Raw genomic sequence first — 3,330 nt, 5'->3', positions numbered from 1 at the left:
TTTTTTACAGGTTCAAATTCTTCGGCATCAATTTTTTGTGGCGGAGCAACAAAACACACTCCTTTGAGTTTTTGCCCTTCATACAGTACAGGTTTATTTTGGCAACCAACCAAACCAAAAAGCCAAAATGAGTTGATAATGAGCAGTTTATACATTTTAAAGCGATTGAGGTTTTGAGAAGAATTAGTAAATTTGATAAATAGTCAATAGTTTTGCAAGTAAATATTTTAATTGTTCAAAATGAGTTTCGACCAATATTTGATTTCTAAGAAAATAGACAGCAAAAAATTTCATCAAGCAGAGTCTGAACGCTTTGAAGAATGGAAGGAAATGTTTGAACAAATGCACGTCGAAAGTTTTACTGCTCATAAAAAATTTTTAATAAATCCTATTCGCAGAAAATATCTGCTCGAAAAATAGTTTTATTTCAAATAGGGAACACCAAATATTGATCATCTAACATCCCCATCGACTATTAATTGTCTATTATTCTACACCATTCGTCTATTCTTTTCAACCACTTGTAATTTTTATAAATCTTTTAAGGCAATACCTTGTTTCTAATAGGTATAAATGATATAATTTTGTACAAAAGCAAGATTTCGATGCTTTCCAATTTAAAAAAAAACAATATTAACAATCAACACATCATGAAAAAGTTTATTTTACTTATAATTACTTTAATGGCATTTATGACCAATATCTCTGCCCAAATGCCTGGTGGTGGTGGCGGCCACCGTAGTGGAGGTGGCTTTCCAGGATCGAATCCGCAACAACAGCAATTACCTCAAGAAGAAATTCCTCGTGGTTCTGCAAAAATTAGCGGTAAACTTATGGATTCAACTACAAATAAAGCGGTTGAGTTTGCATCAGTTGCAGTTTATGACAAAAACAATAAAGTAGTTGATGGTGCAATGACTGACATGAATGGTGCTTTTACTGTCAAAAATTTGGCAAAAGGTACTTATAAGTTAGTTGCGTCTTTTATCGGCTATAAAAATACAACCATTGCCAAAGTAGATTTGGCAAGCAACAAAGCAGAAGCAAATGTGGGCAATATGTTGATGGCTACCGATAGTAAAATTTTGAATGAAGTAACAGTAACTGGTCAAGCCTCATTGATTGAAGATAAAGTTGATAGATTGGTTTATAATGCCGATAAAGATATCACGAGCAAGGGCGGTACTGCCGAAGATGTGTTGCGAAAAGTACCAATGCTTACTGTTGACATGGACGGAAACGTGCAAATGCGTGGTAGCGGAAATATAAAGGTATTGATAAACAACAAACCTTCGAGTATTTTGGCGAGTAACATTGCCGATGCCCTCAAGCAAATTCCTGCTGATATGATTAAGCAAGTAGAAGTAATCACTTCACCATCAGCTAAATACGATGCTGAAGGAACTGCAGGTATCATTAACATCATTACCAAGAAAAACAACTTGCAAGGTCTTACTGGTTTTGTAAATGCAGGTGCAGGTGTGCGTGGAGCAAATGCTTTTGGTAATATTAATCTACGTAAAAAGAAATTGGGTACTTCGCTAAATTTCGGTGGAAATAGCTCTTATAATACCCCAAGTGATGGTTCAACGGTTCGTAATTCATCGGTGAGAGGTTTTGAAACTGTTTTCAATCAAACTGATAAAAACCAAGTAAGAAGATTTTTTGGTAATACACAGCTGTCAGTTGATTATGACATTAATGCCAAGAACTCATTGAGTTTAAGTGCCAGATATGGCGTGGGTAATTTCAATACACCAGGTTTACAAACTTCTTTACTAAAAACGGCTTCTGGTACAGTTTTACAAGAATTTACGCAAGATTTGGCTAATATTCGTAATAATAATAGTATTGATGTAGATTTTAACTACACAAAGACTTTCAAAGAGCAAGGTCACGAACTTACTTTGCTTGCTCAACATGGGCGTAATACTCGTGTAACTGATTTTACTACGATGAGAGGCGGCATTCCTTTTAACAAAAGCAACAACGATGGTATTAATAGTGAAACAACTTTTCAGGTAGATTATACATATCCATTCAAGAAAAATATTTTTGAAGTTGGTGCGAAATATATCGCTCGTGATGTAACAAGTGAGTTCGATTTCTTTAATTACAATGCCCAAATAAAGGATTATGTGATTCAGACAAATCGTACCAATAATTTTAGTTATAATCAAGATGTTGCAGCGGCGTACTCTACTTTTACTATTTCATTGCCTAAAAAATGGGGTATTAAAGCGGGTGTTCGTTACGAAAACACTCAAATTATTGCTAAGTTTCAGACATCCGATGCACCAACTAAAATCGAGCCTTACGATAATCTGATTCCGAGTATCTCGATTTCTAAAGATTTTCCCAAAAATCACAAGTTTAGAGTAAGTTATGTACAACGTATTCAGCGTCCGTCACTTGAATTCTTAAATCCATTCGTAAACTACTCTGACCCGTTAAATATTTCTTACGGAAATCCATTATTGAAACCTGAGTTGAGCCATAATTTTGAGTTGAATTATAGCACTTATTTTAAAGCAAACTCAATTAATGCTTCAGTATTTAGAAGATTCACCGATAACAATATAACAAGCATAAGGTCTGTAAATGAGCAAGGAATTACTACTTCTACTTTTGATAACATCGGTAAAACTAATTTTTATGGTGGTAGCATTTTCGTAAATTTACAGCCAACCAAAAAATTGAGAATCGGCGGTGGCACAAATATTACGAATAACTTGTTGAGTGGTACTATCGTAATTCCGGTGTTACAGTCAGACAAAACCTACAAAAACACAGTAGTTGCCATTCAAAATGAAGGATGGAATGCCAATGTGAATTTCAACGCATCGTACGCATTCAACAAAGGTTGGGGAGCCCAAGCTTTCGGTTTTATGGGTAGCCGTCAAATTCAGTTACAAGGTTATCAAGGTGCTTTTAGATTCTATAACTTGGGTGTTAAAAAAGATTTTACCAACAAAAAAGGAAGTTTCAATATTGGTTTGGATAATCCATTTACTAAATCATTGAAAATCACGAGTGAATCGAGCGACCCAACTTTCAAAACTACCAGCGTAAGAAATATTTATAATAGAGGTGTACGTTTCACCATCAATTATATGTTTGGCAAAATGGATTTTAACGGTGGAAGTTTGTTTAAAAGCAAGAAGAAAGTTAGTAACGATGATGCGAAAGCAGGCGAAGGCGATGGCGGAGCTGCTACTCAACAACCAGCAACTGGCGGTGGTCGTCCAAGATAATTTATAGATTTCGCATTTACACTTCAATAATAAATTTTGCCGATTACAAAAAACCATGTCTTAAGACATGGTTTTT

2 protein-coding genes are annotated in these 3,330 nt (G+C 35.0%); both read left to right on the top strand.

All coding sequences use genetic code 11. The features are described 5' to 3' along the window. Positions 1-240 precede the first annotated feature (240 nt). Complete coding sequence (locus tag ACH2CJ_RS21830) at positions 241-420, top strand: hypothetical protein (protein ID WP_394996722.1); 180 nt, start codon at positions 241-243, stop codon at positions 418-420. 230 nt (positions 421-650) lie between these two features. Beyond that, positions 651-3,254, top strand: a complete 2,604-nt coding sequence (locus tag ACH2CJ_RS21825) for a TonB-dependent receptor domain-containing protein (RefSeq protein ID WP_394996719.1) — start codon at positions 651-653, stop codon at positions 3,252-3,254. The last annotated feature ends 76 nt before the right edge of the window (positions 3,255-3,330 follow it).

The organism is Emticicia sp. (genome assembly GCF_043780375.1).
Classification (GTDB): Bacteria; Bacteroidota; Bacteroidia; order Cytophagales; family Spirosomataceae; genus Emticicia.
Note: the sequence above shows the minus strand (reverse complement) of the source record. Positions and strands in the feature narration are given on the sequence as shown.

Bases quoted from the DNA above. Each gene is read 5' to 3' on its own strand.
- ACH2CJ_RS21830 (WP_394996722.1), top strand. From the start codon at position 241: ATGAGTTTCGACCAATATTTGATTTCTAAGAAAATAGACAGCAAAAAA.
- ACH2CJ_RS21825 (WP_394996719.1), top strand. From the start codon at position 651: ATGAAAAAGTTTATTTTACTTATAATTACTTTAATGGCATTTATGACC.